General features: G+C 70.4%; 16 protein-coding genes and 1 pseudogene. 8 read left to right on the forward strand and 9 right to left on the reverse strand.

The annotated features are described in order from the left end of the window. Nucleotides 1-6 precede the first annotated feature (6 nt). From FCI23_RS13510 to FCI23_RS13520, 3 genes are all read left to right on the forward strand, one after another. Nucleotides 7-783, forward strand: a complete 777-nt coding sequence (locus FCI23_RS13510) for a sirohydrochlorin chelatase (RefSeq protein ID WP_246143687.1) — start codon at nt 7-9, stop codon at nt 781-783. A gap of 150 nt (nt 784-933) precedes the next feature. Then, nucleotides 934-1,218: a type II toxin-antitoxin system Phd/YefM family antitoxin gene (locus FCI23_RS13515; protein WP_136723781.1), complete on the forward strand. Its 285-nt coding sequence runs from the start codon at nt 934-936 to the stop codon at nt 1,216-1,218. 92 nt (nt 1,219-1,310) lie between these two features. Continuing rightward, nucleotides 1,311-1,616 (forward strand): PIN domain-containing protein, encoded by a 306-nt coding sequence (locus FCI23_RS13520; RefSeq protein ID WP_211265315.1) that lies wholly within the window; start codon nt 1,311-1,313, stop codon nt 1,614-1,616. 321 nt (nt 1,617-1,937) lie between these two features. On the opposite strand, the gene FCI23_RS13525 is transcribed toward FCI23_RS13520, so the two are convergent. Together FCI23_RS13525 and FCI23_RS59500 are read right to left on the reverse strand one after the other, a co-directional pair. After that, complete coding sequence (locus tag FCI23_RS13525) at nt 1,938-2,921, reverse strand: serine hydrolase domain-containing protein (protein WP_136723783.1); 984 nt, start codon at nt 2,919-2,921, stop codon at nt 1,938-1,940. Between the two features lie 121 nt (nt 2,922-3,042). Beyond that, nucleotides 3,043-3,819: pseudogene (locus tag FCI23_RS59500) on the reverse strand (hypothetical protein); the annotation flags it as partial. On the opposite strand from FCI23_RS59500, the gene FCI23_RS13535 reads away from it, so the two are divergent. Beyond that, nucleotides 3,719-4,213, forward strand: a complete 495-nt coding sequence (locus tag FCI23_RS13535; RefSeq protein ID WP_136723786.1) for a hypothetical protein — start codon at nt 3,719-3,721, stop codon at nt 4,211-4,213. The pseudogene FCI23_RS59500 and the gene FCI23_RS13535 sit on opposite strands and share 101 nt — an antisense overlap. Nucleotides 4,214-4,683: 470 nt before the next feature. Here the strand turns inward: FCI23_RS13535 and FCI23_RS13545 are convergent, their stop codons facing one another. Further along, nucleotides 4,684-5,493 carry a COG4705 family protein gene (locus FCI23_RS13545; protein WP_136723790.1) on the reverse strand — a complete coding sequence of 270 codons (810 nt, stop codon included), beginning with the start codon at nt 5,491-5,493 and terminating at the stop codon, nt 4,684-4,686. A gap of 122 nt (nt 5,494-5,615) precedes the next feature. Further along, a complete protein-coding gene (locus FCI23_RS13550; RefSeq protein WP_136723792.1) occupies nt 5,616-6,173 on the reverse strand; it encodes a CYTH domain-containing protein in 558 nt (185 codons plus the stop codon). A 265-nt stretch (nt 6,174-6,438) separates the two neighbouring features. Here FCI23_RS13550 and FCI23_RS13555 point away from each other — a divergent pair, with 265 nt between their 5' ends. Further along, the gene (locus FCI23_RS13555; protein ID WP_246143688.1) at nt 6,439-7,929 is read left to right on the forward strand and encodes a purple acid phosphatase family protein; all 1,491 of its coding nucleotides are present in this window, start codon (nt 6,439-6,441) and stop codon (nt 7,927-7,929) included. Between the two features lie 58 nt (nt 7,930-7,987). Here FCI23_RS13555 and FCI23_RS13560 read toward each other — a convergent pair whose 3' ends face one another. The 3 genes from FCI23_RS13560 to FCI23_RS13570 all read right to left on the reverse strand — a co-directional run bounded on the left by FCI23_RS13560 (nt 7,988) and on the right by FCI23_RS13570 (nt 10,569). Continuing rightward, the gene (locus FCI23_RS13560; protein WP_211265316.1) at nt 7,988-8,329 is read right to left on the reverse strand and encodes an SseB family protein; all 342 of its coding nucleotides are present in this window, start codon (nt 8,327-8,329) and stop codon (nt 7,988-7,990) included. A gap of 155 nt (nt 8,330-8,484) precedes the next feature. Beyond that, a complete protein-coding gene (locus tag FCI23_RS13565) occupies nt 8,485-9,555 on the reverse strand; it encodes a DUF2637 domain-containing protein (RefSeq protein WP_136723794.1) in 1,071 nt (356 codons plus the stop codon). A 207-nt stretch (nt 9,556-9,762) separates the two neighbouring features. Next, the gene (locus tag FCI23_RS13570) at nt 9,763-10,569 is read right to left on the reverse strand and encodes a (2Fe-2S)-binding protein (protein ID WP_136723796.1); all 807 of its coding nucleotides are present in this window, start codon (nt 10,567-10,569) and stop codon (nt 9,763-9,765) included. A 197-nt stretch (nt 10,570-10,766) separates the two neighbouring features. Between FCI23_RS13570 and FCI23_RS13575 the strand changes: the two genes are divergently transcribed. Beyond that, entirely contained in the window at nt 10,767-11,552 is a 786-nt protein-coding gene (locus FCI23_RS13575; RefSeq protein WP_246143689.1) for a GntR family transcriptional regulator, read from the forward strand. Nucleotides 11,553-11,595: 43 nt separating this feature from the next. On the opposite strand, the gene FCI23_RS13580 is transcribed toward FCI23_RS13575, so the two are convergent. Together FCI23_RS13580 and FCI23_RS13585 are read right to left on the reverse strand one after the other, a co-directional pair. Next, nucleotides 11,596-12,327 carry a hypothetical protein gene (locus FCI23_RS13580; protein ID WP_407645954.1) on the reverse strand — a complete coding sequence of 244 codons (732 nt, stop codon included), beginning with the start codon at nt 12,325-12,327 and terminating at the stop codon, nt 11,596-11,598. A 119-nt stretch (nt 12,328-12,446) separates the two neighbouring features. Beyond that, nucleotides 12,447-14,081 (reverse strand): helix-turn-helix domain-containing protein, encoded by a 1,635-nt coding sequence (locus tag FCI23_RS13585; RefSeq protein ID WP_136723799.1) that lies wholly within the window; start codon nt 14,079-14,081, stop codon nt 12,447-12,449. A 255-nt stretch (nt 14,082-14,336) separates the two neighbouring features. Here FCI23_RS13585 and FCI23_RS13590 point away from each other — a divergent pair, with 255 nt between their 5' ends. After that, the gene (locus FCI23_RS13590; protein WP_136723801.1) at nt 14,337-15,224 is read left to right on the forward strand and encodes an FAD binding domain-containing protein; all 888 of its coding nucleotides are present in this window, start codon (nt 14,337-14,339) and stop codon (nt 15,222-15,224) included. Continuing rightward, on the forward strand, nt 15,215-15,706 hold the full coding sequence (locus tag FCI23_RS13595; protein WP_136723803.1) for a (2Fe-2S)-binding protein: 492 nt from the start codon (nt 15,215-15,217) through the stop codon (nt 15,704-15,706). Before FCI23_RS13590 ends, FCI23_RS13595 begins: the two co-directional genes overlap by 10 nt. The last annotated feature ends 3 nt before the right edge of the window (nt 15,707-15,709 follow it).

Here is a 15,709-nt window from a genome sequence, read left to right on the forward strand (position 1 = left end):
GAGGTAGTGGCAGTAGTGGTTGAGGTACAGCAGCCGGTCCTTCTCGTCATCGCCCACGGCAGCCGCGATCCGCGGCACGCCGCGACGGTCCACGCGCTCACCCGGCGCGTCCGGGCCGCCCGTCCGGGCCTGCGTGTGGTGACCGGCTACCTCGACCACTGCGCCCCTTCCGTCCCCCAGGTCATCGACCGCCTCACCGCGGAAGGCGTACGCGAGGTCGTGGCCCTCCCCCTCCTCCTCACCCGCGCCTTCCACGCCAAGGCCGACATCCCGGCCGTCCTCCGCGAGGCGAGCGCGGCCCACCCCCGCCTGCGGATCCGGGTCGCCGATGTCCTCGGCCCCTCCCCCCTGCTCCTCACCGCCCTGGACCGGCGCCTGCACGAAGCCGGGCTCGCCCCCGGCGACCGGTCCTCCACCGGCATCGTCCTGGCCTCGGCCGGCTCCACCGACCCGGACGCCATCGCCGTCATCGACGACCTCGCACGCCAGTGGCGGCACGCCCGCGGCTGGCACACCGTACGCCCCGCCTTCGCCTCCGCCGCCCTCCCCCGCACCGAGGACGCGGTCCGCGCCCTGCGCGCCGAAGGCGTCCGCCGTATCGCCGTCGCCCCCTACGTCATCGCCCCCGGCTTCCTCCCCGACCGCATCGAACGCGGCGCCCTCGACTCCGGCGCCGACCTGCTCGCCCCCGTCCTCGGCTCCGCCCCCGAACTGAGCCGGCTGCTGCTCCGGCGCTACGACGAGGCGCGGACCACCCGCCGCGCGGTGGCCCTGTCGGCGTGACGGCCGTCTCCTGCACGGCTGGCGCGGGTGTGACCCCACAGCACGGGGCAGCAGGGCTCGCACCCAATTGGCGTAACCACCGACGCTCGGCATCGTTGCCAACAGAGGACGGCGTACCGGGCTGGAGAGGGAGGACGTACCGTGAGAACCATGGAGAGTATCGGGATCCAAGAGCTGGTCGAACACGCGGACCGCTACCTGGAACGTGCACGTCTGGGCGAGACCATCGAGATCACCGATGGGCGTGCCGCAATCGCCCGCCTCACCCCTGCTGTGAACGATGACACCGCCCTCGATGTCATGATCGCCCAGGGGCTTGTCGTACCCGTATCCGGCAGTCTCGACGAGCTCCTCAACACCCCCGGTGTCCGCAGCTCCGCGCCATTGCCGAGCACCGAAGAAATCTTGTCCGAGATGCGCGAGGACCGATTTTGATTTACCTCGACTCCTCGGCCTTGCTCAAGCTCGTTTTCGAGGAAGCAGAATCCGCAGACCTGCGCAGTTGGCTAAAAGCCCGCTAGAGCACCGTGCGGATCGCCAGCGACCTCAGCCGGGTAGAGGTCCATCGCAGCACGCTGCGTCGTGACCCCACAGCCGTCCCACGCGCTGCGGCGTCGCTGGCCGGCGTCCATCTCATGCCGATGGGCGAACGGGTCGTCTCCAAGGCGCTAGCCATCGGAGATCCTCTCCTTCGCAGCCTCGACGCAATCCATCTCGCCTCGGCCACCCTGCTCGGCAGACAACTCGAGTTCTTCGTCGCCTACGACAAACGACTCCTCGCAGCAGCAGAATCCGCGAACATGACGGCGGTCGGCCCGGGCGCCGGGGCTTGAATCATCCGTGACGACACCGGGCGATGGCGGACACCAGGCACCATCCGCCGAGATATTCCGGGCAGGAGAGGACGGGAAGCCCGATAAGCCGGCTCCTACCGGACCCGGTGCGGGCGCGTCCGGGCCCGCACCTTGGGCCGCGTGCGGCGGCTGCTGCTCCGGCGCTACGACGGCGGCCTTGTGACCACAAGAATCGATATAAAACGGCCACAAGGCCCCCGTCGCTTGGGGATCAGCCGCCGAGGCCTACCAAACGAGGCCGGGGCCTCCGCTCGAGATCCCTCGGTAACTCATGCAGCCCGGCCGACACGGGAACAGGTGCTACGGAGCATTGGTGGCCGCCTGAGCGATCCGCAGGGTCATCTGCTGCTGGGTGGCGTCCCGGTGGGTCGGGTTGAAGGCGAAAACGATGCGGCGCTGCTGGTCGCGGGTGGAGAACATCCCGTTGGCGTAGCCGTACTGCTCGCCGGTCTTGCCCCAGAAGGTGATGCCGTTCAGCGTGATGGTCTGGAGGCCGGTGCTGTAGCGGGCCGGGGTGCCGTCCAGCATGAGCACGTCCTCGGGCGGCAGGGCGAACATCTTCCGCAACAGGTGCGGCGGCAGGAGATTGCCGGAGAAGAGCGCGGAGATGAGGCGGTCCAGATCGCCGCTGGTGGAGATCATCTCGCCCTCGCCCCAGGACTCCGAGGGGTTGACGACGGTGATGTCCCGCAGAGTCCCCTCGGTCATCGCGAGGTAACCGTGGACGTGCGGGCCATGGATCCGGGTGTCGTTGCCGGGGACCGAGGTGTGCTTCATGCCCAGCGGGCGGAGGAGGCGGGCGGTGATCTCGTCACTGTATGGGTGGCCGGTCACCTTCTCGATAAGTATCGCCAAGAGGACGTAGTTGACACCCCGGTACTCCTGACGGGTGCCCGGGGCGAACTTCATCGGCAAGCGGGTGACCGTCGCCACAAGCCGCTCCGGGGTCCACTGGTCGAACCTGTGATGGAAGACCGCTTCCGGGGTGCTCAGGTCGGGGACGTCCGGGCCACTCTCATTGGGCAGGCCGCTGGTGTGGTTCAGCAGCTGGGACACCATGATCGGCGCGAATGCGGCAGGGAGCAAGCCGGGCAGGTAGCGCTGGATGGGAGTGTTCAGGTCCACCCGGCGCTCGGCGACAAGTTGCAGCACCACAGTGGCGACGAAGACCTTGGTGATGCTGCCGATCCGGAAGGTGTCGTCCGCCCCCACGGGGCGCCCGGTCCTGATTTCGGCCACCCCCGAGGTGCCGTACCAGATGCCAGCCGAGCCACTGACCCGCACCGGCCCGGCTTACGGTCAGATCCTCCACCCGGCGCGCCAGCTGCTCCTCCTTGCTCGGCCCCAGCAGGGCCATGGCCGCGCGGGTGTCGAGGCGGGCCAGGGCGCCGGACAGCCAGGATGCCGCGCACAGCATGGCGATCCCGCCCGCGGTGACGTACCCGGCCCAGGTGGAGTAACCGACATGGCTGAGGCGCCAATCCAGCGGCAGCGCACACACCCATACGTACACCGAGGTGGTCACGGCCGCCCCGACCCACAGCAGCAGGGCAACGCAGCCGCCCAGCGCGAGCAGCGGTCCGGCCGCCAGGTGGTAACGAAGCTGTCGCCGTCCGGCCCGCGATCGCACCCGCGCAATGATTCCGCTGAGCCCGCGCTGCGGCTGGGTCCCCGTCAACTCCGGGATGTCCACATCCAGCCGCGCCCGGAACCGGCTCCGCTGCGCCTGGGTCAACGCGGGCGCGGCGACCACGAGGGTGGCGAGCGGAAGGAGCACGGCGAGGTTGATCGCCCACAGCTCCACCGGGACGAAGAAGATCCACGGCAGCGAGAGAACCAGCAGTTCGACGAGCTGGATCAGGATGCCCGTGACGATGAATGCGGTGCTCCGCCCAGCCCCCTCGAACGGTCTTCGCAGCAGGTGCCGCAGCCGGGTGATGATTCGCATGGCCACACGGTAAGTGCCCAGGCCACGGCCGGTCCATGACGCGATCACCCGCTTCGGGGTATAGCCAGTGCCACCCCAAGGACGGAGATTTGCATGACTGACCCCAGCGGTCCGTGGCAGGAGTCTTGATGACGTGAAGGAGCGCCCGCACCGGCTGTTCAAGTTCTCCCGCAAGGAGCCCGGCCCCATGACGACCACCCTCGACCTCCCGTCCCGCACCGGCGCCGAAGCCATCGCGCCCCGTGCCCGGCGGCCCCCGCGCCGGGTGGGCTACGCCCTCATCGCCTGCGGCCTGGCCCTGCTGCCCTGGCTGTTCGTCCTGGCCACTGGCCTCCCGTCGACAACCACCGCCTCCCACTGGTCCGTTGCCTGGGTCGGTCTCGATGCCCTGGAGGCCCTGTGCCTCATCACCACCGGCCTCCTGACCCTGCGCCGCGATCCCCGGCACGCCCTCGTGGCCACCGCCACCGCCATGCTCTTGGTCGTCGACGCCTGGTTCGACACCACCACCGCCACTCAGGACAGCGACTTCGTCACCGCCCTGGCCATGGCGGTCGGCGCCGAACTGCCCCTGGCGGCGCTCTGCACAGTCCTGGCGGTACGGGCGCTGCCCCGTGCGGCGCCCTGAGCACCGCTCAATCCGCAGGTCCGAACCAGGCGGTCGGCGCGTCCCGGAGTCCGTGGTGCGCGGCCTCTTAAGCCGCGCGTCAGTGGCACCCGCCGAGCGCCCTGCCGCGCGGGCGGGGGGGGTCAGCACTGCCAGCGGAACGCCCCCTGTCCGCAGGACGCGCAGACGAACGCGTAACCACAGCCGCCGCCACCGAAATTCGCCGCCGTGCGGTGATCGTGGCCCTCCTCAACCCGCGCGACAAAGCCCATGGGCCGGGCGCACAACGGGCATGACGGTGTCTCATCGCCCTGCACCCACGAGGACTTCGCGCATCGGGGCCAGAGGAATCCGGCCGGAGCCAGCGGCACCCCGCCGGTGCGCGTCGCCGACGACCGAGGGCCCGCCGGTCCAGCGTACGTCATCAAAGTGATCATACCGGGACGGGGTAGATGCAAGACCTGCGCCGGGGCCGGCCCTGGGTCATCCGATCAGCCGGTAGCTCCGTGAGCAACGTCCTTGCGGCTGACCGCCAGATAGCAGACGAAACCGGCGATCACAACAGCCAGCGCCAGGCTGACCGACCCGGTGCCCAGCGCAAGTCCGCCCCGGGCCTTCGAAACTCCCATCCAGTCCGCGAACGAAGCGCCGAACGGCCTCGTCACGACGTAGGCGAACCAGAAGGAGAAGATCTCGTTCAGGCCGAACAGCCGGTAGAGCAGGGCAGGGAGAGCGAACAGCACGGCGAACATAACCCCGGATGAGAAGTAGCCCAGGTGCATGCTTACCGCTGTCAGATCGCCTGCGGCGGTGCCGAGTGCGAACGTGGCCATCACGGTGGCCCAATAGAACAGCTCGCGGCGGCGGGTGTGAATGCTGTGGATGGACAGGGTCTTCTCGCTCGCATACCAGACCGCGAAGATGACGGCCAGCACGATCACAAAGAAGGTGGTTGACGCGAAGTAGGGCACGCCCAGCCCGACGTGCAGAATATCGGCCGCCATGGTGCCGAACACGCTGACCATGACGACAGCTGTCCAGTAGATCCAGGGCACATACTGGCGGGCCTTGAACTGCAGCACCAGTGCGGCCGCCAGGACTATTCCGGCGAGACCGACGGCAATTATGGGGTTGAGCTGATGGGCCAAGAAGTCCGAAGTGGTCTCACCCATGCCGGTGGTCAGTACTTTCGTGATCCAGAAGTAGACCGTCACTTCCGGAACCTTGCTCATCGTGTGCCGTGCCATCGCGTGCCGTGCCGGGGCCGGGGGCCCGTTCTGCCGGAGTTGCCCTGTCGTCATGGCGGCAAGGCTGGCACACCGATCCCACCGGTCCCCGAGGCCCCTGCCATACCCCTACCATAACTTTGCCCAACCTTGGGATCCGGACCTGCCTGGGTAGCGCACGCCAGGGGTATTGGGAGTCAGATCTCGACTCCGTGGCCTTCCAGCCAGGAGAGCAGTTCCGATCGATCGGTGCGGACCAGCCTGCCACCGGTGAACCGTCGGTCCGTGGTGACCTCGGCGACAACATCGATCCCGGGCACGAACGCTCGCATCTCCTCACCGGTGCCGAATTCGGCCTCGGCCAGGACCAGGCCGTTCAACGGCGGCGCGAATACATCGACACCGAACGGCGGGATGCTGTAGCGGAGCTTGGCCAGGCCGGCCCCGGGCAGTGAAGCAAAAAGCTCGTATTCCGCCCGCGACAGGTACATATTCGTGACCAGCCCCTGGACCGGCCCGGGCAGCTCTGCCGGGACCTTTTGCGTCAGCTTGTATTCGCATGCGCGCGACCGGACATCCGTCGTCCGCCGCAGGCGCAACCGCGTCCCGGTGAGATAGTGATCAATGATCCGCCGGACGCCGACGGCCTCCGCCCCGGCCGGCATCCCAGCGAGCAGGAACCGGCGCTCCCGCTCCACCCGCGCGTATTTGGTGCGATGGCCCGGGACGGGGGATTCGGTGTTGCCGTCCGTCATGTCGCCACTCCCTGGGGTCGATCCGCAGTCATGCGATCGAGCTGCGCGGTGTCAGCGAAGTGTTTCGTCGTACGGCCGCAAGGTCGTGTTCATCGTGTGGTCGCTGGGCTGGGCGAGTGTTCGCACATTCGCCGAGGCACCTGGAAAGGAACCACGATGGTCGCACCGAACGATGCTGGGGGAAAGTCCGGCGGGCTCTCCCGCCGTCACGCTCTGGGACTCTTGGGGACGGCCGGGGCCGGTGCGGCCGTGACCCCGCTGCGGGGTGTCCGCCCCTGCGGTGGCGGACACCCCGTTCGCCGCCCCCGCGTTCCTCCCGACGCCCGACTCCGGCGGGGCGCCGCCGGTGCAGGGCCTGCACCTGACCTTCGGTAAGGATCCCGGCAGCCAGATGGTCGTCTCCTGGCTCACGGACTCGCCGGTGAAGCGGCCACGGGTGATGTACGGGACGCTGGAGCACGGCCTGGGTGCCGGCGCCGAGGCGCAGACCCGCAGCTACGACGACGGCAAGTCCGGCCGCACCGTGTACGTCCACCATGCGGCGCTGTCCCGGCTCACCCCCGGTACCGACTACGTGTACATCGTCTCGCACGACGGAGCCAGCCCCGACAGCGGCATGTTCCGGACCGCGCCGCGCGGCCGGGCGCCGCTGACCTTCACCAGCTTCGGTGACCAGTCGGCGCCGCAGGTGACGTGGGCGGCCGACGGCACGGTCGCGCTCGACGCGAACTCCACCCCCGCGACCAAGGACATCGTCACGGGCATCGAGCAGGTGGCGCCCCTCTTCCACCTGCTCAACGGCGACCTGTGCTATGCCAACCTCGATGTCGACCGGGTACGTACCTGGAACAACTTCTTCACCAACAACACCCGCTCGGCGCGCTTCCGCCCGTGGATGCCCGCGGCCGGCAACCACGAGATCGAGAAGGCGAACGGACCGATCGGGCTGGGTGCCTACCAGACGTACTTCGACCTGCCCTCCACCGAGACGGACGCCGAACTCGCCGGGCTTTGGTACGCGTTCACCGCCGGTTCAGTGCGGGTGATCGTGCTGCAGAACGACGACAACTGCTTGCAGGACGGCGGTGACGTCTACATCAGTGGCTACTCCGGTGGCCGGCAGCTGGCCTTCCTGGAGAAGGAGCTGCGGGCGGCACGCAGCTCCGGCGATGTCGACTGGGTGGTCGTCGCCATGCACCAGGTGATGATCAGCTCGTCGGACGCGAACGGTGCCGACCTGGGGCTGCGTCAGAAGTACGGGCCGCTGTTCGACAAGTACGGCGTCGACCTGGTCGTCTGCGGACATGAGCACAACTACGAGAGGTCGCTGGCCGTCCGAGGCGTCGTCAGCGGCAGCGAGACGCTCACCCCCAACCCGGTGTCCCAGGCCACCGACTCCATCGACACCTCGCTCGGAACCGTGCACATGGTGCTCGGCGGAGGCGGCGTCTCGGGCACGACCAACCAGTCGTTCTTCAAGGACGGCACCGGGAAGGTGATCACTGCGGTGTCGGCGACCGCGGGATCCAACGGCAAGCGCACCTCGACCTACGTCAAGGAGCAGGCGGTCTGGACGGGGGTGCGTGACCTCGAACACCCCTATGGGTTCGCGGCGTTCACCGTCGACCCGGGCCGGCACCCCGGTGACACGACGACCCTGCACGTGACGTACTACAACGTGAACAAGCCGCACGGCGAACTGTCGGTGTTCGAGCAGTTCACCCTGCACCGCAAGCGCTCCGACGGGCCCCGCTGACCCAGGGCCGCGGTCAGCGGGAGCGGGTCCGGCCGTGAGCGGTAGCGGTCGGTGCCGCTCACCGGAGCGCTTCGGCCAGGAAGAACAGCGGCTGTGGGCTGCCCACATCGACGGCAACCCCGGCCGGACCGTCGATCGCGGGCAACGCGACATCGAGCAGCCGCGCGCCGAGCACGGCCGCGTACTCTCCGTCGGAATCACCGTGCGCCAGCGCGAAGCGGGCCAGCGAGGCCTCGTCGGAGAAGGCGTACAGCCAGCGGACTCCGCCCAGCTCGGCGGAGTGCAACCCGCCCTGGGCATCGAGGGGGACCAGGACCGCTGTCCGGCGGAACTCGCCGACCAGCGCGGCCGGATGGGCTTGTGGTGCGTGTATCGCCGCGATCTCGTGTCCCAGATGCACTGCGCTTGCTCCTCGCCGTAACAATGCCTGAGCGGCGAAACGATACCGGCAACGAGCGTCGGGCCGTGCCCAGGTGCTTACGCCAAGTGCCCCTGGCCGACCGCAGACGCGGGCCGGACAGGGGCACTTGACGTGGTGAACGGTTTCTGCGGCGGTCAGCCGTACTGGCGCTCGAGGTCTGCGAGCTTGCGCTCCAGGGAGTCGAGCTTGGGGATCGTCAGTGTGTCGTCCTCGGCGGTGAGGTCGATGGTGGTGCGGGCGGGCTCGGCGATGGATTCACCGCGTGCCGGCTGAAGTGCCGGACGGGAGCGCGCGGGCAGTTCGGCCGGTTCGGAAAGCGTCGAAGGCGCTATAGCAGGCTCCGTAGCGCCCTGGCCTCCTGAGGGCGAGCCGCCGGGCAGCTCGACCTGCCGACCGCCGCCGCCACCGCGGTTCCAGACGCGGTGGGACCGGTTGATGGCCTTGATACGGGCGCGGTCCAGACGTTCCTGGTCGCGGCGCCGCTGGACGTGCTGCTCCTTCTGGCGCTTGTCCTCGCGGACTTCCTCGACGGCCTCGTCGAGGCTGCGTACGTTCTCGAGGAGCATGAGCGACCAGGCGCTGTACGTCTCGCGGGGGGCGCGGATCCAGCGGACCATGCGGATCTGGGGCAGCGGGCGCGGGACGAGGCCCTGCTCGCGGAGGGCGGCCCGGCGGGTCTGCTTAAGGGCTCGGTCGAAGAGGACGGCGGCGGAGAGGGACATGCCGGCGAAGAACTCGGCGGCGCCCGCGTGGCCGCCACCGCGCGGTGCGTGGACCCAGTTGAACCAGGCCGAGGCGCTCGCGAAGAGCCAGACCAGGAGGCGGGAGCCGAGGGCGGCGTCGCCGTGGCTGGCCTCGCGGACGGCGAGGACGGAGCAGAACATTGCGGCGCCGTCGAGGCCGAAGGGGACCAGGTACTCCCAGCCGCCGCTGAGGCTCAGGTTCTCCTGGCCAAAGCCGACAAGGCCGTGGAAGGAGAGTGCTGCGGCCACTCCTGCGCAGCAGAAGAGCAGGACGTAGGAGGCACTCGCGTATACGGCCTCCTTCCGGCGCCGATGCTCCTCGGAACGCTCCCAGGAGTCGCCCTGGGTGTTCGCGGTGTCGCGCGCCTTCCGATTGCGCATGAAGACCGCAGCGGCGGCGAGGACCGCAAGGCCTACGGCGCCCGAGAGCGTCCAGTCCAGCGATATATCCGTAAGTCTCATGTGTATGGGATTCCTAGCGTCGCTTACCGTCGCGCTCAGGCCGCGAGACGGCCGTACGGGCGACATCTTGGCGAACGACTCGTCCGCGTGAAGCCTTTTCCGGACAAGAGAACGCCAACGAAGGGGTGGCGTGGGGCGTGGCGGACAGAATACTCGAACTGAGGCATGAGAATAGGACACTTGCCCTACGGATGTGACGCCGGGTCCTCAACGGGTCGCCGCGAGGCGTCCGATGCGCTCCGCTTCGGACGTACGAGGGCAGGTCGGGCACGTCTCCGCCGGGCGCAGAGTGTAGGAGAAACAGCACGAAATCCGGTCCCGGGTGGGGACCGTTCCGTCAGGCGTGCCCGGTGCGCCGAGGGTGCGGAAGTCCGCGGCGCCGGCGTAGGGGGCGGTGGATCCCGGGAGCAGCGCGCCCAGTTCGGCGACCGCGCGGTCCTCCTCGCCCAGCAGTACGCCGATCCGCCAGAGACTCTCGGTGACCTCGTCGGTGGCCATGCCCCACATCGCACGCCGGCCGCGGCGCATCCTGGGGCGGAAGCCGTCCAGTACGGGCGCCAGGTGCTCGGCCACGGCGGCACGGAGTTCGGCGCGGAGCTCTTCCGTGTCCGGCACGACGCGCGCGCCGGGCAGCGCCGACGCGGGGTCCTCCGGCAGGCAGGCGAAGCCGCGCGGACGGACCGTCAGCCGGCCGGTGGCGCGGTGGAACGACACATCGGCGACGGGGAGCCGAGGCACCCTGCGGTGCAGGAACCAGGGGACGGTGAACAGCAGGCATACCGGCCAGGCGTGGCGGTGCAGGCCGAAGCCGGCGACGACGTCCGGTCGGGCGGGGTCGCCGTAGTCGCGGAGCAGTTGCTCCTCGTCCCGGGCGAGGAAGGAGTCCAGCGCGGGACCGCCGGCGGCGAGCTCGTACGCGGCGGTCCAGCCGTCGCCGCTGCGCGGTGCTTCCTCGGTGACCCGCAGGGCCGGGAAGACCTCGGTGAGGCGGGCGTATGCGGCGGCAAGGGGCATGGCGAGCCATCCAGACGGAGATCCGGGAGGACCCAAGGGAGACCTAGGGAGGTTAGCCTTGCCTTGCCCGTAAAGATCGAGGTTTAACTTCTCGGCGCTACTCCATGAGAGTGTTCCAATAGAGATTGGCGCGGTGGGGGGAGCAGGAAGCGCGCTACGACTAGTCCGACTCGTTGTCGCGCCTTGAAGGAGCCCCAGTGGAGCACGCCCCCCGCGCCGCCGTGCGGATCCCCGCGCCGGGGCGTGCCGAGCAGGTGCGCGGCGCGCACCCGGAACACGCCGAGCCCTCCGCGCCCGCGGCGCTGCCCCCGCCCCGGCGGATGCCCGAGCGGCACTCCGTGCGCGACCAGGTGCTGCGGGCGCTGCGCAGCGCCCTGGTCAGTGGCGAACTGGAGCCCGGGGGCGTCTACTCGGCGCCGGTGCTCGCGGAGCGCTTCGGGGTGTCGGCCACGCCCGTGCGGGAAGCGATGCAGCTGCTTGCGCGCGAAGGCGCGGTCCAGGCGATGCCCAATCGCGGCTTCCGTGTCGCGGAGCGCAGCCCGCGGGATTTCGCGGAGCTCGCGGAGGTGCGGGCGATGATCGAAGTGCCGGTCGTCCTCCGGCTGGCCCGTACGGTGCCCGCTGAGCGGTGGGAGGCGCTACGACCGCTTGCGGAGGCGGCGGTCGCGACTGCCGCCCTCGGTGACCGGGCGGCCTACGCCGAGGCCGATCGCGCGTTCCACCGCGCCTTGCTGGAGCTCGCCGGGAACCGGCAGCTCGCCACTGTCGCCGATGAGCTGCACCGGCGGGCCCAGTGGCCGTCCGCTGCCGCCCCCGGATCCGCTTCCGGGCTTGGCCGCCGTGGCCGTACGGGTGGTGTCTCGGCGGAATTGCTCGCCGACGCCCAGGAGCACGCGGCGCTCCTGGAAGCGCTGGCCCAGGGTGACCTCTGCACGGTCGAGGCGCTCATCCGCGCACACGTCGCCGGCCCCGCCCGCGGCTAGGGCCTGCGGCGCGACCGCTGACCACCGGCCCGGGGCGGAGGGCTCAGCGGACGGGGATGCCGCCGAGGAGGCGGGAGAGCCGCGCCGCTTCGGCGCGGAGCTGGGCGGCCTCGGGGCCGGACTCGAGGGCGGCGAGGGCGAGGAGGGCGGGGGCGGTACCGACGAGGTAGCCCAGTTCCATCCGCAAGCGCAGCGATTCCGCGAAGCCGTGGCGGGCATCGGCGAGGTCGCCGTCCTGGGCGGCGAGATTGGCCAGGTGGTGCCAGGTGAACACGGTGAGGAGGGTGTCGCGGTGGGCGACGGCACCGGCATGGGCCCGGCGGTAGGCGGCGCGGGCGGCGATGGGGTTGTGGGCGAGCCGCTCGGCGAGGAGGCCGCGCCGGAAGTCCAGGAGGGGGCGCCCGGAGGCGCCGGGGGTGAGGAGGGCGGCGCTGCGGCTGAGCGCGGCCCGGGCCTCGTCGGCGCGGTCACGGACCGCGAAAAGAGTGGCGAGGTAGGCGAGGTGGCCGCGTTCACAGGCGGCTTCGCCGCGCTCGTTGTCCGTGGCGGCGAGGGCTTCCGCCGTACGGAGGGCGTCTTCGGCGTCGGCCCAGCCCTGACCCTCGTACATGCACCGTTCGATGAGCAGCGCGGCACGCTGGAGCGCCGCGCCGGGGTACGGGGCCAGCAGTGCGACGGCCTCCGTCCAGCAGCCGCGGGCCCGCAGTCGCCAGACGTCGGGCGGAGCGCCCACCACGGCTGGATCCGTTGATTCCGACATGGCGGTATCCGCCACATGCCCTCCCGGAGCGCGTCGTTGAGCTGGAAGACATCGTTGGCGGAAGTCCAGCACGCCGAGGGGTCCCACGCCAAGGGGTGTGCACACGGCAAGACGCCGAATGCGCCAACTGATCCTCAGCTCATCCTCAGGGCGAGGAAAAAATCCAGCTTGTCCTCCAGCCGGGACAGATCACGACCGGTGAGCTGCTCGATGCGCCCGACGCGGTAGCGGAGCGTGTTGACGTGCACGTGCAGCCGGGTGGCGCAGCGGGTCCAGGAGCCGTCGCATTCGAGGAAGGCCTCAAGTGTGGGGATGAGCTCGGCCCGGTGCCGTCGGTCGTAGGCGCGCAGCGGGTCGAGGAGCCGGGCGGTGAAGGCGCGGCGTACGTCGTCGGGGACAAAGGGCAGGAGCAGGACGTGGGAGGCGAGCTCCTCGTGCCCGGAGACGCAGACCAGGCCGCTTCGGGCGGCGGCGACGCGGCGCGCGTGACGGGCCTCTTCGAGCGCGCCGCGCAGGCCGTCGGCGGAGTGGACGGTGGCGCTGACACCGATGGTGAGGCGGCCGTCGTCGGCGAGGCCGCGGGTGAGGGGGGCGCGGAGGGTGGCGAGGAGGCTGTCGGCGTGCAGTTCGGAGGAGTCGGAGTGATCGAGGGAGGGCGCGGGGGAGAGGGGGACCAGGGCCACCGCCTCGTCCCCGGAGTGGGCGACGGCGACGCGGTCGGTCGGGTCGACCAGCGATTCCTCCAGGAGGGCCTGGGCCACCGGCCCGCCGGGCACATCGCCGCCCGCCCAGTCGACCCGGGCGACCACGACCTGCCAGTGCGGCGCGGTGCCGAGCCCCGGCACCAGCACCGGCGCGGCGGCCCGGAGCCTGGCGGCGACCTCGGCCGGGGGCGCGCCGGCCTGCACCAGTTCCAGGACCTCCTGTGCGAGCGCGCGGCGTACCGTAAGCGCGGCATCGCGGCGGCCCCGCTCGGCGGCGATCAGCTGGGTGACGCCTTGCAGCAGGTCCAGCCGTTCGCCGGGCCAGTCCCCGGCGTCGGCCTCGACGGCGAGGAACCAGTCCGCGAGCAGGGACGTACGGATGTCCTCCGAGCCGTCGCCGCTGCGGATCGGGAAGAGCGAGTACGTACGGCCGCCGGTGAGGGTCCGGTGCGGCGCGGGACGGGCGGTACGCGAGGCGGCCAGGTGCTCGCCGGCCAGCTCGGTACCGGTGCCGGCCGGCAGCGGATGCCCGGACGCCCCGGCGATCTCGCGGCCGGTGGTGGACAGCACCCATGCCCGCAGGTCCAGGTCGGAGCCGAGCAGGTCCAGTACGCCGTCCGGCCCGCCGCCGGCCGGCCCGGAGGACATCAGCCGCCGCTGGCGGTCCACCACTGCCGCCAGGTCCCCGGCCCGTTCGCCTGAGACCTGCCGTACGACATGCTCGGTGATCGACGCGAACCCGACGTCCACGGAGACGGCGAAGAGCGGCAGCCGGTGCCGGGCGCAGGCCAGCACCAGGTCCTCCGGGATGTTGCCGAGGGCGGCCTCGCCGGCCGCGAGCCCGGCGACTCCGGCACCGGTCAGGAGCCGTACAAAGGTCTCGGAGTCCTGGGGGCCGTGCCACCAGGCCAGCTCGGTGAGGACGAGCTCGCCGCCCGAGAGATAGCGGCTGGGGTCGCGCAGCGCGGTGGTCATCACCCCGCGGACCGTACGGTCCAGTTCGTCCTCGCCGCCGAGCAGCCGCAGGCCGAGCCCATCGGTGTCCAGCAGTGTGCGCAGCCGCATCGTCGTCGCCCTGTCTCGAACGGGTTCTGGTGCAAGGGCTACCAGGGTCGCGTCCGCTTCGTTCCATCGGTATTGCGGCAGGAATGCCTTGAGGTTTCGTATCCCGGCCTTTTAGAGGAATCTACAAGACAGTGGTGCTGGCCAGCCAAGTGCTTCATGGGATCGGTGACTGCACCGGATCGGCCACCGTCCGGTGTACTGAATTTGGATCGCGTCAACTGGGCATGAACGGTAGATAAGAGAGAGCAGCCACTGATGGACTTTTTGCGTCCCGCCGGCTGGGAGGAGGCCCTCGCCGCCAAGGCGGAGCACCCCTCGGCCGTCCCCATCGCGGGTGGCACCGATGTGATGGTCGAGCTGAACTTCGACCACCGCCGCCCCGCGTACCTCATGGACCTCACCCGCATTCGCGAACTGCGCGAGTGGGAGGCCGGGGAAGGGCTGGTCCGGCTGGGCGCCTGCGTACCGTACACGCGGATCATCGACGAGCTCTCACAGCCGCTGCCCGGGCTGGCGCTCGCCGCGCGCACCGTCGGCTCCCCGCAGATCCGCAACCGGGGCAGCGTCGGCGGCAATCTCGGCGCCGCCTCACCGGCAGGCGACTCGCACCCGCCGCTGCTCGCGGCCGGGGCCGAGATCGAGGTCGAGTCGGCGGCGCGCGGCACCCGCCGCATCCCGGTCGACGACTTCTACGTAGGGGTGAAGCGCAACGCCCTGGCCGAGGACGAGCTGATCCGCTCCGTGATCATCGAGGCCGCCGACGGCCCCCAGCAGTTCTCCAAGGTCGGCACCCGCAATGCCATGGTGATCGCCGTCTGCGCCTTCGGGCTCGCCCTGCACCCGGAGAGCCGGACCGTGGGCACCGGCATCGGCTCCGCCGCGCCGACCCCGCGCCGCGCCACCGAGGCCGAGGCGTTTATCGCCGCCGAGCTGGACGCCAGCGGCCTGTGGGAACGTCCGAAGCCGATCCCGGCAGCGGTCGCCGACCGGTTCGCAGAGCTGGTCTCGGCGGCGGCCTCGCCGATCGACGACGTACGGGGCTCCGCCGACTACCGCCGCCATGCCCTGAAGGTGATGGCCCGCCGGACCCTGACCTGGACCTGGACCGAATACTTCAGCAGCAGGAGCAACCGATGCGCGTGACGTTCACCGTCAACGGCCGCGAGGTCGAGGCCGACGACGTATGGGAGGGCGAGAGCCTGCTCTACGTCCTGCGCGAGCGCCTCGGGCTGCCAGGCTCGAAGAACGCCTGTGAGCAGGGCGAATGCGGCTCCTGCACGGTCCGGCTCGACAGGGTGCCGGTGTGCGCCTGCCTGGTCGCGGCGGGTCAGGCGCAGGGCCGTGAGGTGGAGACGGTGGAAGGGCTGGGCGAGGGGGATCAGCTCGGCGACGTACAGCAGGCGTTCCTGGAGGCGGGCGCCGTTCAGTGCGGCTTCTGCACCCCGGGGCTGCTGGTCGCCGCCGACGAGCTGCTGGAGCGCAACGTCCGGCCGACCGACGCCGACATCCGTGAGGCGCTGTCGGGCAACCTGTGCCGCTGCACGGGCTACGAGAAGATCCTCGACGCCGTCCGGCTCGCCGCAGCCCGCCGCGACGGGACACGCGACGAGACGAAGGTGGGCTGAGCG

Source organism: Actinacidiphila oryziradicis (genome assembly GCF_005047355.1).
GTDB classification, from domain to species: domain Bacteria; phylum Actinomycetota; class Actinomycetes; order Streptomycetales; family Streptomycetaceae; genus Actinacidiphila; species Actinacidiphila oryziradicis.

Bases quoted from the DNA above. Each gene is read 5' to 3' on its own strand.
- FCI23_RS13515 (WP_136723781.1), top strand. From the start codon at position 934: ATGGAGAGTATCGGGATCCAAGAGCTGGTCGAACACGCGGACCGCTAC.
- FCI23_RS13545 (WP_136723790.1), bottom strand. From the start codon at position 5,493: ATGACGACAGGGCAACTCCGGCAGAACGGGCCCCCGGCCCCGGCACGG.
- FCI23_RS13550 (WP_136723792.1), bottom strand. From the start codon at position 6,173: ATGACGGACGGCAACACCGAATCCCCCGTCCCGGGCCATCGCACCAAA.
- FCI23_RS13565 (WP_136723794.1), bottom strand. From the start codon at position 9,555: ATGAGACTTACGGATATATCGCTGGACTGGACGCTCTCGGGCGCCGTA.
- FCI23_RS13570 (WP_136723796.1), bottom strand. From the start codon at position 10,569: ATGCCCCTTGCCGCCGCATACGCCCGCCTCACCGAGGTCTTCCCGGCC.
- FCI23_RS13585 (WP_136723799.1), bottom strand. From the start codon at position 14,081: ATGCGGCTGCGCACACTGCTGGACACCGATGGGCTCGGCCTGCGGCTG.
- FCI23_RS13590 (WP_136723801.1), top strand. From the start codon at position 14,337: ATGGACTTTTTGCGTCCCGCCGGCTGGGAGGAGGCCCTCGCCGCCAAG.
- FCI23_RS13595 (WP_136723803.1), top strand. From the start codon at position 15,215: ATGCGCGTGACGTTCACCGTCAACGGCCGCGAGGTCGAGGCCGACGAC.